Source organism: Gordonibacter sp. RACS_AR49 (assembly GCF_030418435.1).
GTDB classification, from domain to species: Bacteria; Actinomycetota; Coriobacteriia; order Coriobacteriales; family Eggerthellaceae; genus Gordonibacter; species Gordonibacter urolithinfaciens.
Window position 1 is genome coordinate 252,037 of the sequence record NZ_JAIUDM010000001.1, and the last position, 22,468, is coordinate 274,504.

Below are 22,468 nucleotides of genomic sequence, written 5' to 3' on the forward strand. Positions count from 1 at the left end.
AGCTCGCGCCGACCGCGGAACTGCACTCGTCTGGGGCGGCGGCACGCAGGTATTTTGCCGCTATATTATAACCATGTCATGCGTCGATTGGGTGAAAACTGCGAAACCATCACGGGTTATGACGCCGAAGTCCTCCAGGCGCATGCCGAACTCGCCGCTTAGGTAGACGCCCGGCTCCACCGTGACCACGTTGCCGGGAACGAGCGGGTGCGGGTTGCGCGGCGAGAGGTTCGGCTCCTCGTGGATGTCGATGCCCACGCCATGGCCCAGGCTGTGGCCCATCTTGCCCGCGAAGCCGTGGTCCGCCAGCACGCGCTCGGCTAGCTCGTGCACGTCCTTGCCGGTGACGCCGGGGCGAAGCGCTGCCTCCACCTGCTCGTTCGCCTGCCGGATGGCCTCGTAGGCGGCGCGCAGGCGCTCGTCGGGCTCGCCCAGGAACACGGTGCGCGTCATGTCGGAGCAGTAGCCGTAGGCACGGGCCCCGAAATCGAGCACGACGCACTGGCCCGCCTCGAGCAGCGTGGCGCCCGGTACGGCGTGGGGGCTCGCGCCGTTCGGACCCGCGGCCACGATGGAGGGGAACGCGAGGCCCTCGGCACCATGGCGGCGCATGAAGTCCTCCAGCTCTATCTGGACCTCCCGCTCGGTCATGCCGGGGCGCATGAACGCGACAATGTGCGCGAACGCTGCATCGGTGACGGCCTGGGCGGCGCGCAGGCGCACTACCTCGGTCGGCTCCTTGACGGCGCGCAGGCCGAGGACGAAGCGGCTCGTCTCGCGCAGGATCGGGGCGGAGCCGGGAGCCTCGGCGAGCGCGGCCTCGAGGGCGCGGAACTCGCCGAGCGAGAGGGAGTCCTCGATGCCGAGGACGACTGGTTGCGTAGGGTTGGCAGGGGCGCTCCCGAGGGTACTCGCGGGGATCCCGCCGCGGACGCCTTCGGGCGCGGCATCCGCGCCAGAGGATCTTTCGGCATTGCTCGGCCCCTCGAGGGCATCGGCGACGAACTTCGCATGGGTCTTCCGCGCGTCGTCGACGGCGATGGGGCCGTCCGAGGCGGCGGCGCGTGCGGAATCGACGTAGCGCGAGTCGGTGTGGAGCACGGCGGCGCTCGGCGTGACGAACAGGGCGTGGGCGCTCTCGTCGTCGAACACGCCGTCGAAGGCGGTGAGCCAGGCGATGTTCGAGGTGTCGCGCACGAGGAACGCATCGATGCCGTCGTCCGCGCAAGCGGCGCGGAGGCGATCCAAACGCGGGCCCGCGTCGCCTCGCGCCGGCGGCTGGGGAGGCAGACCAGCAGGGCTCCCGATCGGCGCTTGGGGGTGGTCCGCCGCGCTGGTCTGGGCGATCCCTGGAGGCAGTGTCAGCGGGACGGCTTCGCCCTCCTCGTCCTCCTGCAGCAAGTCTCGTCCGCCGACGATTACCTGGCCGGCCGGGTAGCGCTGCTCGTAGCCTTCGCCCAGGCGCTCGGAGACGCCCTCCAGCAGCAGATCGAGGGCGTCGCAGTAGCCCTGGAAACCGCGGCCCTTCACCTGCGCCACGCAGGCGGGCGCGATAACCGAAACGCGCCGGAAAGGCTCGCGCGCATCGACGTCCGAGATGTGCACCTCTACGCAGGGCACGTCGATGCCGCCCACGGCATCGCGCAGCGCATAGGAGTAGTGCGTGTGCGCGCCGGGGTTGTACACGATGCCGTCGTAGGCGCCGCGTGCGGCGTGCACGGCCTCCACCAGCTCGCCCTCGCTGTTCGACTGGAAGCAGGCGACGGCCGCGCCGCGCCGCTCGCCGTGCTCCGTCACCAGACGCTCGAGGTCGGCAAGCGTACCCGAGCCGTACACGCCCGGCTCGCGCACGCCCAGCATGTCGAGGTTCGGGCCGTTCAGCACCAGTATCCGCTTCACGAGAGCGCCTCCTTCGAGCGCGCCCAGGCCTCCAAGTGCTCCAGGATGACGGCGTCGTCCACGTCGCGGAGCTCCCAGGAGCCCACGTCGCGCGGGAGGACGAAGCGAACCTGCCCGTGGCGGGCCTTCTTGTCACGCTTCATGGCGGCGAGCATGTCCGCCGGTTCGGCCGACCAGGCGAGCGCGGGAAGCCCCAGCGCGTCCAGCAGGTCGTCCTGCGCGGCCACGAACTCGAGCGGCGCGCCCGCGAGCGCCGCCGCGAGGCGCGCGGCGAAGCGCATGCCCTCGGCCACGGCGGCGCCGTGCGAGAACGTGCCGTAGCCCGCCAGCGCCTCCACGGCATGCCCGAGCGTGTGGCCGTAGTTCAGGCACTCGCGCACCCCGCGGCTCTCCGCCTTGTCCTCGGCCACGACGTCGGCCTTGAACACGACGCAACGGGCGATGGCCTCGGCCACGACGGCCTCGTCGCGCTCTGCGAGGGCGCCGGCGGCCTCCGCCAGCCAGAAGAAGAACTCGTCGGAATCGATGACGGCCGACTTCGCCACCTCGGCGCAGCCGCACGCCCATTCTCGCTCGGGCAGCGTGTAAAGCGCTCCCGTGTCGGCGCACACGTACGCCGGCTGCTTGAACGTGCCCACGAGGTTCTTGCCGGCCGTCAGGTTCACGCCCGTCTTGCCCCCCACCGACGAGTCAACCATCGAAAGCAACGTGGTGGGCGCCTGCACGAGCGTCACGCCGCGCATGTACGTGGAGGCGACGAACCCGGCCAGGTCGCCCACCACGCCGCCGCCCAAGGCAACCACGGCACAGTCGCGGCCAAGCGCCAGCTGCGCCATAGCCTCCCATATCTCGCTCGCCACCTCAACCGACTTCGTGTCCTCGCCCGCCGGCACCACGATGTCCGACACGCGGAAGCCTGCGGATGCCAGCGATTCCCTCGCCCGATCGCGGTAGAGCGGCGCCACGTTCTCGTCGGTGACGACCAGCACGCGCTCCGCCTGCTCGAGCGATGGGACGCCGTGCATGCGCGCACCCAGCGCATCGAGCACGCCGGCACCGATGCGCACGTCGTACGGCTCCTCGCCGGGAATGTTCACGATCACTTTCGTTGCCACAGGATTCCCTCTCTCTCCAGCACGCCGCGCACCTCGCGCGCGATGGCCGCCACGCTCTTTCCGGCCGTGTTCACCACGGCATCGGCCACGTCCTCGTACAGCGGAAGGCGCGCCTCGATGGTCGCACGGGCCGTCTCGAGGTCGCGAAACAGGGGGCGCGTGGACACGTCGCTGATGCGCGAAGCCGCCTCATCGGCTGTGACCTGCAGGTACACCACATATCCCCGCTCGGCCAGGATGGCACGGTTCTCCGGCCGCAGCACCGCACCGCCGCCGCAGGACACGAGCAGCGGGTCCTTTCCCGCCAACTCGCGCAGCACGTCGGTCTCGATGGCGCGGAAAGCCTCCTCGCCCGCCTCGGCGAAGAGCTCCCGCACACGCTTGCCCTCGCGGCGCTCCAGGTAGGTGTCCATGTCGACCGAGGCGATGCCGCACGTGCGCGCGAGCTTGCGCGCCACGGACGTTTTGCCCGCGCCCATAAAACCCACGAAGAACACCGGCTTCGCCAGCTCGGACACGATGCGCGCGGGGCGGTTCTGCGGCGGCAGGCTCGTTCCGCTCATGCGCATCACCGGGACAGCGTCCGCAGGCGCTGCCGGTAGGACTTCACGGCTGCCTTGATGTCGGTCATGTTGTCATGCCCGAACTTCTCCAGGTAGGCGTCGGCCAGCACGATGGCCACCTCGGCCTCGGCCACCACGGCGCAGGCCGGCACGGCGCACACGTCGCTGCGCTCGCGCGAGGCCTCCTCGGGCTCGAGCGTGTCCAGGTTCACCGTGGAGAGCGGCGTCATGAGCGTGGGGATGGGCTTCATGGCCGCCGTCACGATGAGCGGCATGCCCGTGGTCATGCCGCCTTCCAAGCCGCCCGCGTTGTTGCGGGTGCGCGTGAAGCCGGCCTTGGGGTCCAGCTCGATGGGATCGTGCACCTGCGAGCCGGGACGGCGCGCCGCCTGGAATCCCAGGCCGAACTCCACGCCCTTGATTGCCGGTATGGAGAACAGCGCGGCGCCGATGCGGCCGGTCAGTCGCTCGCCTGCGGTGGCGTAGCCGCCCACGCCGGGCAGAAGGCCCGTGGCCACGACGCGGAACGTGCCGCCCAGGCTCTCCCCCGCCTCGCGCGCGGCGTCGATGGCGGCCTTCATGGCCTCTGTGGCCTCCTCGTCCGGGCACCGCACGTCGGAGAGCTCGATGTCGAGCGGCTTGTAGTCGGGTGCGGCGAGCATCGGGTCGTCTTCGTCGAGCGACACGTCGCCGATGGAGGCCACGTAGGAGAACACCTCCACCCCGAGCTCGGCCAAAAACTCGCGGGCGATGCCGGCGGCGGCGACGCGCGCCGCCGTCTCGCGGGCGCTCGCTCGTTCGAGGATGTTGCGGCAGTCGTCGGTGTTCGTCTTGAGGGCGCCCACGAGGTCGGCATGGCCGGGGCGCGGGCACACCTCGCGCATAAGGTCGGACGGCACGTCGCCGAACGCGGCCATGCGGTCGGTCCAGTTCTCCCAGTCGCGGTTCGCCACCGTGAGCGCCACCGGCGAGCCGATGGTGCGGCCGAAGCGCACACCGGAGGTCACGCGCACGCGGTCGCGCTCGATAGCCTGGCGCCCACCCCGGCCGTAGCCCGACTGGCGGCGCGCCAGGTCGCTGTTTATCTGGTCTTCGGAGATCTTGAGGCCCGCCGGCACGCCATCCACGATGGCCGTGAGGGCCGGGCCGTGGCTCTCGCCCGCTGTTAGGTAGCGCATATTGGTCCGCTTTCCCGCTGTCGTCGTTTTGCGCCTATTGTACCGCAGCCGCACGGCAGAGCGAACGATGGTTCGCCCGTCGTACCAGATCGCCATGAAGCGAACGAAACGAGGGCAGGCGACGCAAAGCGCCCTTTGGGGAGACAGGGGGGGGACAGGGGGACGGGGATGATGTCTCATTCGTTGAATGAGACATCATCCCCGTCCCCCTGTCCCCCCCTGTCTCCCCTCAATGTCGGCTTCGCTTCGCCACCTGAAGAACGGCGGAGCACCTAGGCTGTCGGAATCGAGAACCCCGCCGCTTCGGCCATGACCTCGAACAGGTCGATCGCGTCCAGGTCGACGCCGACGCCGGCGATGTCGCAGACGGTGCGCACGCTGGCCACGGCCTGGGCCACGAGCATGCCCGCGCCGTCCGAAACCGTGCAGCCAGCGGCGCGAGCGCCGGCGGCGAAAGCCGTCTCGCCGTGGCCGTACACCACGTCGAACGCGCGCTGCCCGGGCTGGAAGAGAGCCCCGTCGAACGGGGCCGGGTCGCCCGCCTGCATGCCAAGGGGCGTGGCGTTCACCACGAGGTCGGCGTCGCGTATGGCCCGCGTGGACGTTGCGTAGCTGCCGAACTTGAACGCGGTGGCATCGTAGGCCTCGCGGAAGCTGCGGTGGTGCTCGCTCGCCGCCGGCAGGTCGATCGCGGCCGACGACAGCCGCCCGAACTCGTCGACGTAATCCTGCAGCACGGACTGCGCGCGCTCCCTGTCGCGCCCGACGAGCACGACCTCGCGGGCCCCGGCGACGGCGCAGGCGTGCAGGATGGCGAGCGCCGTGGGGCCCGTGCCGCACACCGCCACCGAAGCACCGGCGAAGTCGAAGCCCGTGCGCTCGAGGAAGGCCACGCAGCCCTGGCCGTCCGTGTTGTAAGCAAGCAGCGCTTCCCCATGCTTGACCAGCAGGTTCGCCCCACGTGCGAGCTTGGCCGATGCCGCCTTGTGCGTGGCCGCCTCGAAAGCGTGCGGTTTGTACGGCGTGGTGATGTTCACCGACAGGAAGTCCCGCGCGGCCAAGAACGCCCGCGCCTCCTCCTCACCGGCCAAGTCGGCCAACTCGTAGCGCCACGGCAACCCCAGCCTCGCGTACACCGCGTTGTACATGACCGGCGACTTCGAATGCGCGATAGGATGCCCCAGCAAGTACAGGCTCTCGGCAGTTTCCAGCTTGCTCATGAAGCTCCTCCCGTTCTAGCAGGTTCGTCGGTTTCCACCGCAGGTCCACCCAAGTCTGCAAGGGCTTTCCCGGTCCCCCCGCTCACAGGTCCACCAAGGTCAGCGAGGGTTTCCCCAGTGTCCGAGATCGTGGGGATGGCGGAGGCGAAGCGTACTTCGGTACGCGAGCGTCCGGCATCCCCACGAGATCGGGTGCTGGGGGAAGCCGCAGCGTCGGCAGCTTCCGTCGGCCGGCAGGTCGACGGAACCCGAAAGGTGCCGGGGGAAGCCGCAGCGTCGGCCGGTTCCGACGGCTGGCAAGCCGTCGGAACGCCAGCTCCCTCGGGCTTCCGCTCGCCCATGACCAGGCGCTCGAAGTTGCGTAGCAGCAGCGTGTGGGGCAGGTCCTGCTCGACGAGCGGGGCCAGCAAGTAGGCCTTCATGCCCAGGAAGTGGGCGCCCAGCACGTCGGTGACCAGCTGGTCGCCAATGACGACGGTGGCATCGCGCGTGGCCCCTATCTTGCCCAGGGCCATGAGGAACGCGGGCGGCAGCGGCTTCACGGCCTTCGCCACGATGGGCAACGACAGGCGGTTCGCCAGCTGGTAGACGCCCTCGTGCCAGTTGTTGGACACGAGGCAGAACGCGATGCCCGCGTCGCGCGCCTTCGCGAGCCAGAAACCCGCGTCGCGCGGCACCTCATGCGTGTCGCGCGTGAGGATGGTGTTGTCGATGTCGAGCAGCACGAAGCGGAAGCCGAGCGCCAGCAAGTCGCGCTCGATGTCGACGTGCGATAGGCGCGAGAAATAGCGGTCGGGTTCAAGAAGCGGCATGGTCGGCTGCTTTGCAGATAGGGTCGGTCAGATGCTCGGAGCAGGCGCCCTACGAGAACGTGCCCATATGGTCTTCATACGTCTCGGTGAAGTAGTAGCTGTCTCCCTCGAAGTAGAAGAAGAAGTACTTGCCGAGCGATTCCTGGTCGGGCGCGCACACGGCCTTGAGGCAGTCGAGGCTCGGTGAGCAGATGGGCGTGGGCGGAAGGCCCTTGTTCGTGTACGTGCTGTACGGCGTCTCGGCGTGCACCTCCTCGGGCGTGGGGTCGTGACCCACCTCGTAGGCGGTCGTGGCATCGCTTTGCAGGAAGCCGTAGCTGGGCTCGCCCGTCGTCTCCAGGCGGTTGTAGAACACGGCGGCCACCTGGGCGCGGATCTGCTCGTCGCCGCTCGACTCCTTCTCCACGATGGAGGCCAGGTTCACGGCGTCGTAGATGGAGAGCCCCTGCGATTGCAGGTACGACCAGTCGAGGCCCGCCGTCTCCTTCTGGAACTGGTCGAGCATCATGCGGACGAGCGAGTCGGCCGTTGCGTCGTCGGCCACGGCGTAGGTCTTGGGGAAAAGGAAGCCCTCGAGGGAGTTCGTGCCCGCATCGGCCAGGAAGCTGTAGCTGGCCGCGTACACGCTGGCATCGGATGCCGCGGCCGTGAAGGCCTCGGCCGTGATGCGGTCCTCGGAGGCCGTGGCGACGGCCGCGGCGATGTCGGAGAGCTTGTAGCCTTCGGGGATGGTCAGCGCGTTGCCCATGTCGGGGCCTGCGGCAAGCTGCCTGACGATGTCGTCGAGCGACGTTCCGCCCGCGAACGTGTAGGTGCCGGGCTTGAGCTGGGACTCCACGCCCATCTCGTTCACGCGCTTCGTGAAGTCGGAAGCGCTTCCCACCAGCTTCTTCTCCACGAGCTGCTCCCCGATGGCCTTGGCACCGGAGCCCTGCTCCACCACGACGGCGGCCTCCTGGCCTTCGGCAAGGAGCTCTGCTGGCGTGCCCGAGCAGCTGTTGAACAGGGTGAGCCCGCCCCAAACCAGGCCGCCGATGACGACAATGGCAAGCACCGCCGCGAAGATCTTCGGGCCCTTGCTCTGTTTCGGGCGGATATAGCTGGTATCGTAGGTGCGGAATTCGCGCTCGCCGCGCGCGTGCGCCGAGCGGGCCGCGTGGTTCGGGCGCTGCGAATACGTGACTTGCTTCCGTGGGGGCATGAACGTTCCTCTACCTTTCGGCTTGCCTAACGGCGCGCATCAAGCCACGCCTGCAAGAACAGACTTGCGGCTATCATATCTATTTTGCCGCGCATCTCCCGCTCGCCCATGCCCTTTTCACGCAAACTCCGTTTGGCCTCCTGCGAGCTCAACCGCTCGTCGGCGAACTCGTGGGGGATGCCGCACGCCTTCGTGATGGCATCGGCCGCCGTACGGATACGCGCAGCCTGCGGCCCTTCCTGGCCGGCCAGCGTGTAGGGCAAGCCGCACAGCAGCAGCTCCGGCTCCCAGTCCTCCAGCAGCCGGCGGAACGGCTTCGCACAGGAGAGCACCTCGGCAGCCGGCAGCACGCACACCGGCGACGCCACCCGCTCCCCCGGGTCGCACACCGCGACGCCCACCCGCGTTTCGCCTATGTCGAGCGCCATGATGCGCATGCTAAGGGCCTTTCCTGGTCGTGTGCGAGCTGACCCAACGGGCTGTTCGCACGAGTCAGGGCTGCCCGAGCGCCGTGCCGCGTCGGACAGCCCCGGCCCAGAGTCTTACAGCAGCATCTCCCGAGCAGCCTCGAGCGCTGTGTCGATCCCCGAGGCGTCCTTGCCGCCCGCCTGCGCCATGGCGGCCTTCCCGCCGCCACCGCCCTTGATGTTGCCGGAGATCGCCTTGATAACGGCACCGGCGTCGAAGCCCGCCTCCACCGCCTCCGGCGTGCCGGCGGCCAAGAGCGTGGGCTTGCCGTCCTTCTCGGTGGCCAGCACCGCGGCGCCCGGCTTGCCCAGACGCGCGCGCAGCACGTCCCATGCGTTGCGCATCTGCCCCGCGTCGGCCTCGGGCAGGCGCCCGAACACCACGGGATAGCCGCCCTTCGCCTCGACGGCGCCTTCCACCAGCGACGAGATGCCGTCGTCTGCGATGGTCTGGCGGTTGCGCTTCATCTTCGTCTGCAGCTCCTTGAGCTGCTTCACGTTGGCGGCGGTGCGCTCGCTCACGTCGAACAGGGGCACGCGCAGCGCCTCGGCGCTCTCCTTGAGCTCCACCTCCACGCGGTTCATATACGCCAGGGCGTCGAAGCTGGTCACTGCCTCGATACGGCGCAGGTTCGCACCCACGCTCGTCTCGGACGTGATCTTCACGAAACCGATCTCGCTCGTTGCCGACACGTGCGTGCCGCCGCAGAGCTCTTGCGAGAACCCTTCGATGTCCAGCACGCGCACGAACTCGCCGTACTTCTCGCCGAAGAGCGCCATGACGCCGGCCTCGCGGGCCGACGCGAGCGAGGTCTCGTAGGCGCGCACGGGATGGTTCTCCATGACCTTCTCGTTCGCCAGGCGCTCCACCTCGGCGATCTGCTCGGCCGTCATGGCCTCGAAATGCGTGAAGTCGAAGCGCAGGCGACTGTCGGCAACGTAGCTGCCGGCCTGTTTCACGTGATCGCCCAGCACCTGGCGCAGCGCCCAGTGCAGGATATGCGTGGCCGTGTGGTTGCGGCGTATGCGCTCGCGGCGGGGCACGTCGATGGCGGCATGAACGGTATCGCCCACCTGGATGCGCCCGCCTGCCGGCTCGTCCACCACCTTGACGGTATGCGCGATCAAGCCCTTCTCGGGCTCCTTGGTATCGAGCACCGCCACGACGACGCCGTCTTCGGCCAGAACGCCCGTATCGCCGATCTGGCCGCCCTTCTCGGCGTAGAACGGCGTGGCGTCCAGCACCACGCGGCCCTCCTCGCCCGCTTCCAGCACGTCTACCTGCTGGCCGTCCTTCACGATCGCCAGCACGCGCGCATCCGCCTCGCTCTTCGTGTAGCCGAGGAACTCGGTGGGCCCCACGGCCTCCAAGATCTCGTTCATCACGCCGCCGTACGTGGACCAAGCCGCCTCGGCATCCTTCGTATTGGCAGCGCGGGCGCGCTCGCGCTGCTCGTCCATGCAGCGGCCGAAGCCCTCCATGTCCACCTCGATGCCACGCTCGCCGCACAGCTCGCGCGTGACCTCCACGGGGAAGCCGTAGGTGTCGTGCAGCGTGAAAGCGCGATCGCCCGGCAGCACCTCGCCCTCTATTCCGGCCAGCGCCTCGTCGAGGAAGGCGCGGCCCTGGCGCAGCGTGGCGCCGAAGCGCTCCTCTTCGGACAGGATGACGCGGCGAGCCAGCTCGCGGTTCTCCACGATCTCGGGGTACACGTCGCCCATGAGGTTCACGATCTCGTCAACGTACTCGTTGAGGAAGGGCTTGTCCAGGCCCAGCAGGTGCCCCTTCATCACGGCGCGGCGCAGCAGGCGGCGCAGCACGTAGCCGCGGCCCTCGTTGGAGGGCAAAATGCCGTCGGCGATCATGAACGTCACCGAGCGGCTGTGGTCGGCCATGATGCGCAGCGACAGGTCGGCGTCGGCATCGGCCCCGTACACGGCGCCGGTCAGGCGCTCGCCCACGCCCACGAGGCTGCGCAGCACGTCGGTCTCGTAGTTCGACTGCACGCCCTGCATGATGGCCGCGATGCGCTCCAAGCCCATGCCGGTATCGATGTTCTTCTTCGGCAGCGGCACGAACGAGCCGTCCTCCTGGCCGTCGTACTGGGTGAACACCAGGTTCCAGTACTCCAGGAAACGGTCGCAGTCGCAGCCCGGCGCGCAGTCGGGGCTGCCGCAGCCGAACTCCTCGCCCTGGTCGTAGTAGATCTCGGAGCACGGTCCGCACGGGCCGGTGGGCCCGGCGCGCCAGAAGTTGTCCTCCTCGCCCAGGCGCGAGATGTGGTCCTCGGGCACGCCGAGGCCCTTCCAGATCTCGATGGTCTCGTCGTCGTCGAGGTACACGGTGAAGTAGAGGCGCTCGGCGGGCAGGCCCAGCACCTCGGTGGAGAACTCGTAGGCCCAGGCGCACATCTCCTTCTTGAAGTACGCGCCGAAGCTGAAGTTGCCGAGCATCTCGAAGAAGCTCAGGTGGCGGCCCGTGGTGCCGATGATGTCGATGTCGTTCGTGCGCACGCACTTCTGCGCGGTCGTGGTGCCCACGTAGGGCGCCTCGAGCTGCTTCTGCTGCAGGAAGTAGGGCTTGAACTGCACCATGCCGGCGCTCGTCAGCAGAAGCGACGGGTCGTCGGGAATCAGCGAGGACGAGGGCCAGCGCTTGCAGCCCTTCGCCTCGAAGTAGCTCAGGTACTTCTCGCGTATCTCGGCAGTGCTCATATACTCCATGTCGTCTATCTTTCTTTCCCGTTGGTCCTCTGGTCTGCGCATCGGCCAAACCTCCCCGATGCCCCCTATGCTCAAGGCGGCCGCGGCGCCGAGGCGCCGGGCCCGCCCAAAACGTGCTGGAGACAGTTTAGCGTTCTTTGTTCTGCCGCGCCTTCTTTTCTGCGTCGGCCTTCCGCTGCTCCCCACGCTCGAACGCAGCCGACACGTCGGGGTGCGGCGCGATGGCGTCGGCTATGGGGTCGACGGCATCGCCGTCTGCCGGCGTGCCCTGGAAGAACACCCCGTCCTTGGCCACGAGCTGGCGGCCCGTGCGCTTCTCGAAGTAGTACACGAACACCGACTTCGCCACGGCCACGGCTGGAATCGAGGCCAGCATACCCACGAGCGAGCCGGTGAAGCCGCTCATGGCGCCGCCGATGGCCGAGCCGGCCATCAAAGCGATGAGGGTGAGGGCCGGGTGCACGTCCACCGAGTTCGCCATGATCTTCGGCGACACGAACGTGTAGACGATCTGCTGGATGGCGATGGTGCCCAGCAGCGCCACGAGCGCGATCCAAGGGCTCACGAACACGCCCACCACGGCCGCGAGCGCACCGCCCAGCCACGGGCCCACGATGGGGATGATGTTCAGCAAGCCGGCGATACCGCCCAGGGCAGCGTAGTTCGGGATGCCGATGACGCCGAACAGCACGACGCAGCCCACGCCGATGATGGCGCACTGCAAAAGCGTGCCCTTGATGTAGCCGCCCATGACGCGCGTGAACGTGACGTGCAGCATCTCCAGGTCCTCGCGGTGCTTCGGGCCGACGAGGCGCCCGCACTCGCGGCCGAGGTCGGGCAGCTCCATGAGCATCCAGAACGCCACGACCAGCGCGAAGCCCAGCGCCACGAACGTGTTCACCACGCCGGTGCCGATGGCCACCACCCCCGAGGCGCTGTCGCGCGCGAACGTGGAGGCCCAGGCCACGAGGGCGTTGAAGGCATCGGTGATCCACCCTTGCACCGTGTCGTTCTGCAGCACGTCGGCATAGCGGACATACAGGTCGTTGCCCCAGTTCGCGATGATTTGGATGTAGCCGGGCACGCTTTGGATAAGGTTCGTGAACTGGTCGCCCACGCCGAAGGCCGGCGAGAACATGAGCAGGCCCACCAGCGCCAACACCACGAACATGAGCACATAGGCTATCGCCGTTCCGGCCAGGCGGGGAACGCCCAGCTTCTCCAGCTTGTTCACGGGGCCGCGCAGGCAGAACACGATCACCACGGACCAGATGACGATGCCAACCGGCACGCTCAACAGGTTGAAGAGGTACACGAGGACGCCCGTCAGCAGGATGGCCCCCACGATGGTCCACACCGTGAGGAAGCGGCGTCGTGCCTTCAGCGCCTTGGCCTGCTCGCGCTCGTTCTGTTCGGGATCCACCGGGCCGGCTCCTCGCTATGCCTCAGGTTTATCCTGATCGGATACGGTGCCAGCCGCCTTCGCCCCGGACGGACCGGCCTCGGTGCCGCCCTCGTACGTGAAGTAGCGGGTCGCGGCGTCGGCATCGGAGGAGGCGGCGGTCGTCACGGCGTCGGCCATGCTCGCGGCGGCCTCGGAGGTCTTCTCGGCGGCGGCGCGCTTGGCGGCGGCCTTCTCCTCGCGCTCCGCACGCTGCTCGGCCATATGCTCGCGCTGGTCGGCCACGGCCGCTCCGGCCACGGCGGCCGTGCCCTTCGCAACGCTCTTCACCGCGTCGCCCATCGTCGCGTCGGCAGCCTTCTCGCGGCCGAGCGCCACGGACTCGTCGCTTGCGCGCTTCGGCTTGAACGCGCTGCGCATGCGGTTCGTCACGTTGTTCACCAGCTCCATGGGGGCGCTCGTGACTGTGTCAACGGCGTCGACGGCCGAGGAGACGGAGTCGGTGATCTCGTTCACGTCCTCGAGGATCTGATCCACGCGCATGATCTCGAGGTTTGCGGCGTCCACGGTGAGCGACACGCGCTCGACGAGCGGGTCGACCTTCGCCGCCACGGGCTCGAGCGAGGCCGTGATGCGCTCCACGCTGGCGAGCGTGGGCTCGACCTGCTTCTGGACCTCCTCGACGGTCTTGCGCGTCCTGCGCACCGTCATTACCAGCTCGACGACGAGCCAGATGAGCGCTGCGCCGACAAGCACGTAGACGATGGGCAACGCTATGCTGATGACTTCGCTGATATCCATGGGAACGCCTCCTGAGCTAAAGCGAGTTTTCACTATACCATTTCCACCTCGGATTCTATACAGATCGAGTCACGTTTTCACCCGGCTTACACAGGCGGTAGCCGATCGGTTACTTTGAGCGCGACGTGGGGTTTTGCCCGTTGCCGCCCGCCTCGAAACGGTCGCGCGCGGCCGCGTCGGCGCGGTACGCCTCCCAACCGCGGTCGCTCGGGCGGTAGAAGGCGCCGCGCTCGAGACCGTCGGGCAGGTAGCGCTGCTCGACCCAGCCGCCGGGGTAGCTATGCGGATAGCGGTACGTGCCGTAGCTCTCGGAGCCGGGGCGGTGGCGGTCGCGCAGGTGGTCGGGCACGTTGCGGGCCGGGCCATTGCGCACCTCGGCCAGCGCCGCGTCGATGCCCGCCTCCGCCGCGTTGCTCTTCGGCGCGAGCGCCAGGTAGATGGCGGCCTGCGCCAGGTTGATGCGGCACTCGGGATAGCCGATGACCTCGGCCGACTTGAACGCGGCCTCGGCCACAAGCAGCGCCTGCGGGTCGGCGTTGCCGATGTCCTCCGACGCGGCGATGAACATGCGGCGCGCGATGAACTTCGGGTCCTCTCCCCCGTCGATCATGCGGGCGAGCCAGTACAGCGCGGCGTCGGGGTCGCTGCCGCGCATGGACTTGATGAACGCCGAGATGACGTCGTAGTGCAGGTCCTTGTTCTTGTCGTAGGGCAGCGTGCGATGCGGCGTGGCGGCGCGCACGTTGTTCTCGGTGATCCTCGCAGGCTTCTTCGCCGTCCCGGGCTCCACCATGCCGGCCGCCAGCTCGAGCGTGGTGAGCGCCCCGCGGCCGTCGCCGCCGGCCAAGAGAACGATGGCTTCCCGCGCCTTCTCATCCAACCGGTACCGGCCACCGAGCCCGCGCTGGTCGGCCACGGCGCGGTCGACCAGATCCCCGATGTCGCCGTCTGACAGCCCGTGCAGCTCCACGATGCGGGAGCGGCTGATGAGCGCCGAGTTCACCTCGAAGAACGGGTTCTCCGTGGTGGCGCCCACCAGCACGAGCACGCGATCCTCCACGGCGTGGAGCAGCGCGTCCTGCTGGCTGCGGTTGAATCGGTGGATCTCGTCGACGAACAAGATGGTGCGCAGGCCGCTCATGGTCAGGCGCTTGTCGGCCGCATCGATCTCCCGGCGCAGGTCCGATACCGTGCCGCCGATGGCCGACACCTCCACGAACGTGGCCTTCGTCGTCTCGGCCACGATGTGCGCGAGCGACGTCTTGCCCGTGCCCGCCGGCCCGAACAGGATGACCGAGCTCAAACGATCCTGCTCGATGGCGTTGCGCAGCCAGCTGCCGGGTCCCACGGCCTCGTCCTGCCCCACGAGCTCGTCGAGCGAGCGCGGGCGCATGCGCACTGCCAGAGGGGCGACCTCCGACTTGCGCTCGTTTTCCATTTCGGTGAATAGCGTATCCATGGCAACCATGATAGCATGCGAACGTCTGTATGGATAGGGTGTGACAAGGGGACGGGGATGATGTCTCGTTCCCTGATGTCTTCCAAACTCGTTAGGCGCAGGCGGAATGAGACATCATCCCCGTCCCCTTGTCACACCCCACAAAGGGCTTGTGTGCGTCTGTTGAATATCGGGTGACGGAGGATGTCAAGACTTTTCTTCACCTGAAACGCACGTATACTCTGAATCAGGTCCTGCCCTCGAAGCCATACTTTGCGATGGACCGATGCTATAACATGAGGGAGCTCAAGATAGCGCGCGGAATGGAGATTCGTGTCCGTTGATACGAAAGCCAGGAAACGGGCTGCGAGCACCCACCTTTTGAGGTGGGTTCATCCTTCTGGCCGGGGGTGGGGCTCTTCACGCAACGCAGAGAAGGCGCTGGGAACCGCGAGGTTGCCAGCGCCTCGGCGTTTCCGAGGGGCCGCGGCGCTTTCGGCGCCACGATCAGGGGAGACGCCTTCGAACGATGAGTCGGGGGCAGTCGCTGCTCAAAGACGTTCGCTGCCTTCGAGCGGCACGATCTTGAGCGTGTAGCCCAGCGGCACCAGCAGCTTGAGCAGCGTGTCCACGCGCGGCACCGAGCGATGCGACTCGATGCGGGCGATAGCCGGCTGCTTAAGGCCGCTCGCCTCCGCCAAATCGCGCTGCGTCATCCCCCGCGCCTCGCGCGCCTCGATCAGCCTCCCCGTGAGCTCCACGTCCAGCCGGATCTCCTCGCGCTCGGCAGGAGTGAGCTTCGCTTCTTTCAGGTAGTCTTGGAAGGTATAGCAACCCTCGTTTTTACTCATCGGCATGCCTCGCTATCCAATCGCGTTTTTTACGCTCGGCTTTCATTATCTCGCGCCGAGGCGTCTTCTGGGTTTTCTTAATATAGGAATGCAGCAAAACGAACGTATTGTCCTTCCAGAAGAAAAAGAACACCCGCTGGGATTTCGGCCTGAGCTCCCATATCTCACCTCTCACATGGCGAACGGTCGGCATACCGATCCTCGTGCCATGCCCTTCCAGCTCGGAAATAGCCTTGAGCATGCTTAAATACGCCGTCCTCGCCTCTTTGTCCGTACTGCTCTTATCCTCCAGCTTGCGCAAAGTGTCGAGCAGCTCCGATCGCCCCTTTGCATCATGGTACAACTCTACTTTGTACATCCTTCCCGCCTTTCGCTGTATGATAACAAAATAGTTATCACTTTGCAAGGGAGGAGGAACTCCGGCAGATCGGCCCCGCAGCGCCTTCGCCCTCGCCTGCCCGCACGAGCATAGCGCCGCGACCTTGCAGGGGAACCGTTGAGAAAGGGTGCAGATGACCGTGAGAAGCACGCATGATCCTTGCGCCGGAGCCGCGAGGATCATACAGGAAGCTGGCGGAAAAGCCGCTCGAACCTTGCAGAAAACCTGCGTATACCTGGCACGTTTTCTACCACGCCGCCTTTCGCCTGGTGAGTTGTATGGCGCGTGAGCTAGGCGGCCGGGAACCGCAGGACGAACGTGGTGCCGGCGCCCTCGGCACTCTCCACCTCGATGGTGCCGTGGTGGTAGAGCACGGCGTGCTTCACGATGGCCAGGCCCAGGCCCGTGCCGCCCGTCTCCTTCGAGCGGCTCTTGTCCACGCGGAAGAAGCGCTCGAACACCTTTTCGCGCAGCTCCTCGGGAATGCCGGGGCCCGTGTCGCTCACGCGCACGACCACCTGGCCCGCCGCGCCCTCGCCCGGCTGCGTGCCGCCCGAAGGCGCCGGCTCCGTCTCCACGCGCATGACCACGCTGCCGCCCTCGTGGTTGTAGCGGATGCCGTTCTCGATAAGGTTGTAGAGCATCTCCTCGGCCAGCGTCTCGCTGCCGGCAATGCGCGCCGCAGAGCCTTCCACGCGCACCTGAACCTGCTGGTCGGCGGCGAAGCTGCCCAGGCGGCCCGCCACGCGCTCGGCCACGGCGTGCAGGTCGATGAGCACCGCATCGTCGCCGAACGCGGACTCGTCCAGACGCGACAGCGTGAGCACGTCGTTGATGAGCGAGCGCATGGCCTGCGCCTCCTCGTAGATGAGGGCGGCGAACTTCTGGCGGTCGGCCGGCTGCACCATGTCGTTCTTCATGAGCTCGGCGTAGCCCGAGATGACCTGCAGCGGGGTCTTCATCTCGTGGCTCACGTTGCTGGAGAAGTCGCGGCGCAGGTTCTCCGCCTGGGCCAGTTCGCGGTTCTGCTGCTTGAGCAGGCGCTGCTGCTCGTCGATGCGGATGAGCAGCGGATCCATCTCCTCGTATATCTCGTTCTCCAGCGGGTCGGCGAAGTTGAGCGCGTCGATGGGCTTCATGATGCGCCGCGTGAGCGTCTTGGACAGCACGAACACGAGCACGGCCGCCACGATCACGGCAACCAGCACCGGTGCCAGCATGTCGCCCAGGAAGGCCAGGAGCGAGTGGCGCGTCTCGGACAGGCGGATGATGCTGCCGTCGTCCAGCTTCACGGCGGCGTACACCGTGTCGGTCCCCAGCGTGTCGGAGAAGCGCATGGTGGCCGCCTGGCCGTTCTCCCCCGCCTCGCGCACCTCGGGACGCCCGGCGTGGTTCTCCATGGCGGCGGGGTCGGCGGCGCTGTCGTAGAGCACCTGGCCGTCGGCCGCGATGAGCGTGTAGCGGGTGAGTCCGGCGAACTGCTCCTCCAACGCGGGGATGTTCGCCGTCGTGGGCGAGGCGTTCAGATAGGCCGCGGCATCCTGAGCGCTGGCGGCGAGCTCGGCCTCGGCGTCGTGCTCGTAGGACATATAGTAGATGGTGGTCATGACCACGCCCAGCACGAGGATGACGCCCAGCGTGAACGCCAGGACGCCCGAGAATATCTTGCCGGAGAGGCTCTTGACCCGCAGGTGCGTAGGGCTCATCGGGTGCTCCGTCCCGCGCCGTCACGCTCGGGAAGGGGCCGCATGCGGAATCTCATGGCTGCTTGACGCAGTAGCCCACGCCGCGCACCGTCTGGATGTAGGCGTCCGCGCCCTCGACGGCCGCGGCGAGCTTCTGCCGAAGCGTCTGGATGTGCACGTCTACCGTGCGCGTCTCGCCCACGTAGGTCATGCCCCACACGTCCTCCAGAAGCTGGCGGCGCGACAGCACGTGCCCTTCGTTCTGCATGAGTGTGCGCAGAAGGTCGAACTCCTTGAGCGTGAGCGCGACGTTCTCGCCGTCCACGGAGACGTCGTGCGACGACACCGTGAGCGCGATGGGCCCGCACGAGAACTCGTCGTCGGCCGCCACGGCCGGCGCGGCGGCGCGGCGCATGAGCGCGTTCACGCGGCTCACCAGCTCCATCATGCCGAACGGCTTGGCCAGGTAGTCGTCGGCGCCGGCATCGAGGCCGCTCACCGTGTCGAACTCCGTGCCCTTGGCCGTGAGCATCATGACGGGCAGGTGCTTCGTGGCCGGATCCTCCCGCAGCATGTGCAGGATTTCCAGGCCGTCCACCTCGGGCAGCATGATGTCCAGCAGCACAAGCTCCGGCAGGCGCCGCTTGCAGGCGACGAAGAACTCCCCCGCCGCGGCAAAGCCCGCCGCCTCGAAGCCAGCCTGCTTGAGCGCGTACACCGTAAGATCGCGGATATTGGTATCGTCTTCAACGTAGTAGATCATCGCAGTTGCTCCATGGGGTCTCCCGGCCGTCCCGGCCGCGTGTTGGGCCTATTGTAAGCCAGGCGCCGCGCGGCCGCAGCCTCCGAGAGGTCAAATTTGCGTAAAGCGTTGCCCTCTCCTACCCGAACCTCCCGGCAACGTAGTCGGCGGTGCGGGGGTCGGAGGGGCTGGCGAAGATGTCGTCGGTGTCGCCGGCCTCCACCATCTCGCCCAGCAGGAAGAACGCCGTCTTGTCGGACACGCGCAGCGCCTGCAGCATGTTGTGCGTCACCATGATCACCGTGTACTTGCTCTTGAGCTCGCCCACCAGGTCCTCGATCTTCGCGGTGGAGATGGGGTCGAGCGCGCTCGTGGACTCGTCCATGAGCAGCACCTCGGGGCGCACGGCCAGCGCGCGGGCGATGCACAGGCGCTGCTGCTGGCCGCCGGACAGGCCGAGCGCGTTCTTCTTCAGGCGGTCCTTCAGCTCGTCCCAGATGGCGGCGTCGCGCAGGCTCTGCTCCACGATCTCGTCCAGGTCGGCACGGCTCTTTATGCCGTGGGTGCGCGGCCCGAACGCCACGTTGTCGTACACGCTCATGGGAAAGGGGTTCGGCTGCTGGAACACCATGCCCACGCGACGGCGCAGGCTGTTCACGTCGATGTCGCTGTAAGCGTTGCGGCCGTCGAGGGTGATCTCGCCCTCGATACGGCAGCCCTCCACGAGGTCGTTCATGCGGTTCAGGCTCTTCAGCAGGGTTGACTTGCCGCAACCCGACGGGCCGATGAGAGCCGTCACCTGGTTCTTCGGAAACTCCAGGTTGATGCCCTTGAGCGCCTGGAAATCCTTGTAGTACAGATTCAGATCGCGCACGCCCATCTTGGCCGGAGCGTCGGTGGTCGCCTTGCGGGCCGCCTTGCGCTCGGCCGCCCGGCCCTGCGCATGCGGCAGGTAGGTGGCTGGGGCGCCAGCCACAGCGGCAGCCCTCTCCAACGTAGCATTAGTCATCGTTGCCTCCCTTGTTCATCTTCTTGGCGGCGAAGGTGGCCATGAGGTTCAGCAGCACCACCATGACCAGCAGGACAACCGCCGTGGCGTAGGTTTCGTTCACATGCAACCCCTCGCTGGACAGCACGTACATATGCACGGCCAGGGTGCGGGTGGAGTCGAAGAGCGCGGCCGCGCCCTCGGCGAAGTTCGGGATGGCGGCAATGGAGCCCGCCGTGAAGACGAGCGCCGCGACCTCGCCCACGCAGCGCCCGAGCGCGAGGATCACGCCGCCCAGGATGCCGGGCACGGCCGAGGGCAGCACGCAGCGGAACACCGTGCGCAACCGGCCCGCCCCCAGGCCGAAGCCGCCTTCGCGGTAGGCGTCGGGCACGGCGAGCAGCGCCTCCTCGGTGGTGCGCATGACCACCGGCAGCACCATGATGGCCAGCGTGCACGCACCCGCCAGAAGCGACAGGCCCCACTGGAGCGCCGTAACGAAGAACAGCAGCCCGAACAGGCCGTAGATGATGGACGGGATGCCCTGCAGCGTCTCGGTGGTGGTGCGCACTATCTGCACGAAGCGACTGCCGCGTTTCGCATATTCCACCAGGTAGATGGCCGATCCCACACCCACGGGCACCGCCATGAGCAGCGAGAGCCCCGCCATGACGAGCGTGTTGACGAGCGCGGGCATGAGCGAGACGTTCGTGGAGTTGTACTCCCACTCGAACAAGCTCGGCGTCAGATAGGGAGCGCCGTTGACCAGGATATACCCCACGATGAACGCGAGCACCAACGATGTGGCTACAGCGCCTGCGTACACGATCCATCGCAGAAGGGCCGACACGATGCGGCGTGTTTTGCCGTGGCGCGCCTCGGCTGCCCGATACAGCGCATCCAGGCGGTCATCCGTATCGAGACCGGCAGAGGAGGCCGAGGGCGCGTCGGCCGACTCGTAGGCGATGGTCAGCTTGCGGGTCGTCACTTCGTCTCACCCCGTTTCTTGATGACGTTGAACAACATGGTTATCAGCAGGATGAACACGAACAGCACCACGCCGGTGGCCACGAGCGCACCGCGATGCAGATCGGCCGCATAACCCATCTCCAACACGATGTTCGCCGTCATGGTGCGCACGCCGTCGAAGATGCTGCCCGGAATGGCCGGTTGGTTGCCGGCCACCATGATGACGGCCATCGTCTCGCCGATCGCACGGCCCACGCCCAGCACGATGCCGGCCATGATGCCGGATACCGCAGCGGGCACGATGACGCGAAACACCGAGCGCTCGTGGTCGGCGCCGAGCGCCAGAGCCCCCTCGTAGTATTTCTTGGGAACGGCATCGAGCGCGCTTTGCGCGACGGTGATGATGGTGGGCAGGATCATGATGCCCAGCAGCACGGCGGCCGCCAGAAGCGAGAGGCCGCGCCCTGGCATGTTGTCGCGGATGAACGGCACCATGACCACCAGGCCGAAAAAGCCGTAGACGACCGATGGGATGCCCGCCAAGAGCTCAACGCCGGGCTTGAGCACCGCCGCCACGCGCCCGCTGGCGAACCGCGAGAGGAAGATGGCGCACAAAAGACCCGTGGGCACGCCCACGACGATGGCGCCGGCGGTCACGTAGATGCTGCCCACGATCATCGGGAAGATGCCGTAGATATCGTTGGCGGGACGCCAGGTAGTGCCGAAGAGGAATTCCGGAAGGCCTATCTGCGCGATGGCCGGCACGCCATTCGCAAAGAGGAATACGCAGATGAGAGCCACCGCGAGGATCGAGATCCCCGCGGCGGCCACGAACAGCGCCTTCGCAATGCCTTCCTTGAGATGTACGTGAGACATGCGGGTTCCTTGTCAATCGGGTCGCCGGGCTTTATGCCAGAACGTCTTCCCAGTTCGCGATCTCGCCGGTGTAGATGCCCTTCACCTGTTCGGAGGAAAGCCCGTCAACGGTGGAGGCATTGTTCACGATGATGGCGATGCCGTCCTGGGCGATGACCGTGGGGGTGACGCCGGTCTCGGAGTCCTTGAGCTCGCGGGAGACCATGCCGATGTCGCAGGTGCCTTCCGTGGCCATGTTCACGCCGGTGGTGGAGTCGGACTGGTTGACCTCGATGGTCACGCCGGAGTTGATGGCCTTGTAGGCCTCGGCCAGCTTCTCCATGACGGGGGTCACCGAAGAGGAGCCTGCGATGACGATCTTACCGGACTGGTCGGAGCCGGTGTACGCGGCGGCGCTCTCGGCAACGGAGATGTAGCCCTCCTCCTCGACGATCTTCTGACCGTCTGAGCTCATGATGAAATCGATGAAGTCCTGCGCCACATCGGACAGGCCGTCTTTCGTCACGATGTTGAACGGGCGGGCCACCTGGTAGTCGCCGCTCTTCACGTTGGCGGCCGTGGCTTCGGCGCCGTCGATCTTGAGGGCCTTGACCGTGTCGTTCAGCGAGCCGAGCGAGATATAGCCGATGCCGTTCTCGTCGCCCGCCACCGACGTCATCATGACCGACGTGGAGTTCGTGATGGCGGCAGACGTGGTGGTCATGTCGACCTTCTCGCCGCTGGCATCCTTCTCCTCGATGCCCATGAGCTCGACGAACGCCCCGCGCGTGCCGGAGCCGTCCTCGCGCGAGTACACGGAGACCTCGCCGGACGGGACCGCGCCCGCTGCGCCATCGCCCTCGCCGCCGTCTCCGGAACCGGCGTTGCCGCCGCCGGAGCAGCCCATGAGGCCGAATGCGCCCAGCGCGAGCAGGGCTCCCATCGCCATCATCACCAAACGCTTCTTCATGCTCTTCCTTTCCTCGGCACCCCTCCCGGGCGCGTAACTGTTCTCCTCGTGCGCTGTCTTCCGCTGGGAGGACGGCGCACGGAACATGATGAAGAACGAGCATCAAGCCCCTGTCTCGCAGCGGTCAAATCTTGGTAAAGTCTCGGGAGGGGCTCGTTCTGTCGAGTTGCGGTTCTGCTCGCACGATTGCACCTGGGGCGTTACAATGG

General features: G+C 67.1%; 20 protein-coding genes and 1 pseudogene. All 21 read right to left on the reverse strand.

Translation table 11 applies throughout. The features are described from left to right. Window positions 1–60: 60 nt before the first annotated feature. The 21 genes and pseudogenes from LB310_RS01045 to LB310_RS01145 all read right to left on the reverse strand — a co-directional run bounded on the left by LB310_RS01045 (window position 61) and on the right by LB310_RS01145 (window position 22,259). Window positions 61–1,290: a Xaa-Pro peptidase family protein gene (locus LB310_RS01045; RefSeq protein WP_278806171.1), complete on the reverse strand. Its 1,230-nt coding sequence runs from the start codon at window positions 1,288–1,290 to the stop codon at window positions 61–63. 192 nt (window positions 1,291–1,482) lie between these two features. Then, window positions 1,483–1,899: pseudogene (gene aroQ, locus LB310_RS01050) on the reverse strand (type II 3-dehydroquinate dehydratase); the annotation flags it as partial. Continuing rightward, window positions 1,896–3,014, reverse strand: a complete 1,119-nt coding sequence (gene aroB / locus LB310_RS01055; RefSeq protein WP_087191211.1) for a 3-dehydroquinate synthase — start codon at window positions 3,012–3,014, stop codon at window positions 1,896–1,898. The pseudogene aroQ and the gene aroB, both read right to left, overlap by 4 nt. After that, window positions 2,999–3,577 carry a shikimate kinase gene (locus LB310_RS01060; protein WP_157007358.1) on the reverse strand — a complete coding sequence of 193 codons (579 nt, stop codon included), beginning with the start codon at window positions 3,575–3,577 and terminating at the stop codon, window positions 2,999–3,001. Before LB310_RS01060 ends, aroB begins: the two co-directional genes overlap by 16 nt. Window positions 3,578–3,582: 5 nt before the next feature. Further along, the gene (gene aroC / locus LB310_RS01065) at window positions 3,583–4,755 is read right to left on the reverse strand and encodes a chorismate synthase (RefSeq protein WP_087191210.1); all 1,173 of its coding nucleotides are present in this window, start codon (window positions 4,753–4,755) and stop codon (window positions 3,583–3,585) included. Window positions 4,756–5,027: 272 nt separating this feature from the next. Beyond that, a complete protein-coding gene (locus LB310_RS01070) occupies window positions 5,028–5,975 on the reverse strand; it encodes a shikimate dehydrogenase (RefSeq protein ID WP_301154095.1) in 948 nt (315 codons plus the stop codon). After that, on the reverse strand, window positions 5,972–6,787 hold the full coding sequence (locus LB310_RS01075; RefSeq protein WP_238386100.1) for a YqeG family HAD IIIA-type phosphatase: 816 nt from the start codon (window positions 6,785–6,787) through the stop codon (window positions 5,972–5,974). The genes LB310_RS01070 and LB310_RS01075 overlap by 4 nt, the downstream gene beginning before the upstream one ends. 49 nt (window positions 6,788–6,836) lie before the next feature. Then, entirely contained in the window at window positions 6,837–7,988 is a 1,152-nt protein-coding gene (mltG, locus tag LB310_RS01080) for an endolytic transglycosylase MltG (protein ID WP_278807255.1), read from the reverse strand. Window positions 7,989–8,014: 26 nt separating this feature from the next. Continuing rightward, window positions 8,015–8,425, reverse strand: coding sequence for a Holliday junction resolvase RuvX (gene ruvX / locus LB310_RS01085; RefSeq protein WP_087189870.1), 411 nt, complete (start codon window positions 8,423–8,425; stop codon window positions 8,015–8,017). Window positions 8,426–8,530: 105 nt separating this feature from the next. Further along, complete coding sequence (gene alaS / locus LB310_RS01090; RefSeq protein ID WP_301154096.1) at window positions 8,531–11,179, reverse strand: alanine--tRNA ligase; 2,649 nt, start codon at window positions 11,177–11,179, stop codon at window positions 8,531–8,533. Between the two features lie 127 nt (window positions 11,180–11,306). After that, window positions 11,307–12,602, reverse strand: coding sequence for an AI-2E family transporter (locus tag LB310_RS01095; protein WP_301154097.1), 1,296 nt, complete (start codon window positions 12,600–12,602; stop codon window positions 11,307–11,309). 15 nt (window positions 12,603–12,617) lie between these two features. Beyond that, on the reverse strand, window positions 12,618–13,382 hold the full coding sequence (locus LB310_RS01100; protein WP_301154099.1) for a DUF948 domain-containing protein: 765 nt from the start codon (window positions 13,380–13,382) through the stop codon (window positions 12,618–12,620). A gap of 109 nt (window positions 13,383–13,491) precedes the next feature. Next, on the reverse strand, window positions 13,492–14,841 hold the full coding sequence (locus LB310_RS01105; protein ID WP_096228652.1) for a replication-associated recombination protein A: 1,350 nt from the start codon (window positions 14,839–14,841) through the stop codon (window positions 13,492–13,494). Between the two features lie 530 nt (window positions 14,842–15,371). Next, window positions 15,372–15,671 carry a helix-turn-helix domain-containing protein gene (locus tag LB310_RS01110; RefSeq protein ID WP_087189872.1) on the reverse strand — a complete coding sequence of 100 codons (300 nt, stop codon included), beginning with the start codon at window positions 15,669–15,671 and terminating at the stop codon, window positions 15,372–15,374. Next, complete coding sequence (locus tag LB310_RS01115; RefSeq protein ID WP_157780568.1) at window positions 15,664–16,029, reverse strand: type II toxin-antitoxin system RelE/ParE family toxin; 366 nt, start codon at window positions 16,027–16,029, stop codon at window positions 15,664–15,666. Before LB310_RS01115 ends, LB310_RS01110 begins: the two co-directional genes overlap by 8 nt. Before the next feature lie 311 nt (window positions 16,030–16,340). Next, complete coding sequence (locus tag LB310_RS01120) at window positions 16,341–17,756, reverse strand: ATP-binding protein (RefSeq protein WP_087189874.1); 1,416 nt, start codon at window positions 17,754–17,756, stop codon at window positions 16,341–16,343. A gap of 52 nt (window positions 17,757–17,808) precedes the next feature. Next, window positions 17,809–18,498: a response regulator transcription factor gene (locus tag LB310_RS01125; protein ID WP_015539548.1), complete on the reverse strand. Its 690-nt coding sequence runs from the start codon at window positions 18,496–18,498 to the stop codon at window positions 17,809–17,811. Window positions 18,499–18,616: 118 nt separating this feature from the next. Then, window positions 18,617–19,357, reverse strand: a complete 741-nt coding sequence (pstB, locus tag LB310_RS01130) for a phosphate ABC transporter ATP-binding protein PstB (RefSeq protein WP_224767914.1) — start codon at window positions 19,355–19,357, stop codon at window positions 18,617–18,619. 121 nt (window positions 19,358–19,478) lie between these two features. Then, a complete protein-coding gene (gene pstA, locus LB310_RS01135) occupies window positions 19,479–20,453 on the reverse strand; it encodes a phosphate ABC transporter permease PstA (RefSeq protein ID WP_204244296.1) in 975 nt (324 codons plus the stop codon). After that, window positions 20,450–21,310: a phosphate ABC transporter permease subunit PstC gene (gene pstC, locus LB310_RS01140; RefSeq protein ID WP_087189876.1), complete on the reverse strand. Its 861-nt coding sequence runs from the start codon at window positions 21,308–21,310 to the stop codon at window positions 20,450–20,452. Before pstC ends, pstA begins: the two co-directional genes overlap by 4 nt. Before the next feature lie 31 nt (window positions 21,311–21,341). Continuing rightward, the gene (locus LB310_RS01145) at window positions 21,342–22,259 is read right to left on the reverse strand and encodes a substrate-binding domain-containing protein (RefSeq protein WP_087189877.1); all 918 of its coding nucleotides are present in this window, start codon (window positions 22,257–22,259) and stop codon (window positions 21,342–21,344) included. Between the last annotated feature and the right edge of the window lie 209 nt (window positions 22,260–22,468).

What these genes read in the sequence shown, in the direction of transcription:
- pstB (WP_224767914.1), bottom strand. Translation starts at nt 19,357, where the DNA reads ATGGGCGTGCGCGATCTGAATCTGTACTACAAGGATTTCCAGGCGCTC.
- LB310_RS01070 (WP_301154095.1), bottom strand. Translation starts at nt 5,975, where the DNA reads ATGAGCAAGCTGGAAACTGCCGAGAGCCTGTACTTGCTGGGGCATCCT.
- LB310_RS01115 (WP_157780568.1), bottom strand. Translation starts at nt 16,029, where the DNA reads ATGTACAAAGTAGAGTTGTACCATGATGCAAAGGGGCGATCGGAGCTG.
- pstC (WP_087189876.1), bottom strand. Translation starts at nt 21,310, where the DNA reads ATGTCTCACGTACATCTCAAGGAAGGCATTGCGAAGGCGCTGTTCGTG.
- ruvX (WP_087189870.1), bottom strand. Translation starts at nt 8,425, where the DNA reads ATGCGCATCATGGCGCTCGACATAGGCGAAACGCGGGTGGGCGTCGCG.
- LB310_RS01120 (WP_087189874.1), bottom strand. Translation starts at nt 17,756, where the DNA reads ATGAGCCCTACGCACCTGCGGGTCAAGAGCCTCTCCGGCAAGATATTC.
- LB310_RS01100 (WP_301154099.1), bottom strand. Translation starts at nt 13,382, where the DNA reads ATGGATATCAGCGAAGTCATCAGCATAGCGTTGCCCATCGTCTACGTG.
- LB310_RS01145 (WP_087189877.1), bottom strand. Translation starts at nt 22,259, where the DNA reads ATGAAGAAGCGTTTGGTGATGATGGCGATGGGAGCCCTGCTCGCGCTG.
- LB310_RS01125 (WP_015539548.1), bottom strand. Translation starts at nt 18,498, where the DNA reads ATGATCTACTACGTTGAAGACGATACCAATATCCGCGATCTTACGGTG.
- LB310_RS01060 (WP_157007358.1), bottom strand. Translation starts at nt 3,577, where the DNA reads ATGAGCGGAACGAGCCTGCCGCCGCAGAACCGCCCCGCGCGCATCGTG.
- LB310_RS01105 (WP_096228652.1), bottom strand. Translation starts at nt 14,841, where the DNA reads ATGGATACGCTATTCACCGAAATGGAAAACGAGCGCAAGTCGGAGGTC.
- LB310_RS01110 (WP_087189872.1), bottom strand. Translation starts at nt 15,671, where the DNA reads ATGAGTAAAAACGAGGGTTGCTATACCTTCCAAGACTACCTGAAAGAA.
- mltG (WP_278807255.1), bottom strand. Translation starts at nt 7,988, where the DNA reads ATGCCCCCACGGAAGCAAGTCACGTATTCGCAGCGCCCGAACCACGCG.
- alaS (WP_301154096.1), bottom strand. Translation starts at nt 11,179, where the DNA reads ATGGAGTATATGAGCACTGCCGAGATACGCGAGAAGTACCTGAGCTAC.
- aroC (WP_087191210.1), bottom strand. Translation starts at nt 4,755, where the DNA reads ATGCGCTACCTAACAGCGGGCGAGAGCCACGGCCCGGCCCTCACGGCC.
- LB310_RS01075 (WP_238386100.1), bottom strand. Translation starts at nt 6,787, where the DNA reads ATGCCGCTTCTTGAACCCGACCGCTATTTCTCGCGCCTATCGCACGTC.